1 protein-coding gene is annotated in these 302 nt (G+C 61.3%); it reads right to left on the bottom strand.

Annotation, left to right across the window (positions count from 1 at the left end):
- On the bottom strand, nucleotides 1–302 hold a 302-nt coding region (locus HWX25_RS33195; RefSeq protein ID WP_208457062.1), incomplete at both ends, for a hypothetical protein.

The raw sequence follows: 302 nt of genomic DNA, 5'->3' as shown, positions 1-302 counted from the left end.
ATCAACTCGCTGTCGACCGGCCTCAGCTCGACCAATAGCTCGGTCGCTTCGCTGTCGACTTCCACGTCGACCGGTCTGTCGTCTGCAACTAGCTCGATCAGCTCGCTGTCCACCTCGACTTCGACGGGCATCAATTCGCTGTCGACCGGCCTCAGCTCGACCAACAGCTCGGTCGCCTCGCTGTCGACTTCCACGTCGACCGGTCTCTCGTCGGCAACCAGCTCGATCAGCTCCCTGTCCACCTCGACTTCGACCGGCATCAACTCGTTGTCCACGGGCTTGAGCTCGACCAACAGTTCGGT

The sequence above is a fragment of the Burkholderia sp. BCC1640 genome (assembly GCF_902833125.1).
GTDB classification, from domain to species: Bacteria; Pseudomonadota; Gammaproteobacteria; order Burkholderiales; family Burkholderiaceae; genus Burkholderia; species Burkholderia diffusa.
This window is presented reverse-complemented; position numbering and strand designations above follow the sequence as displayed.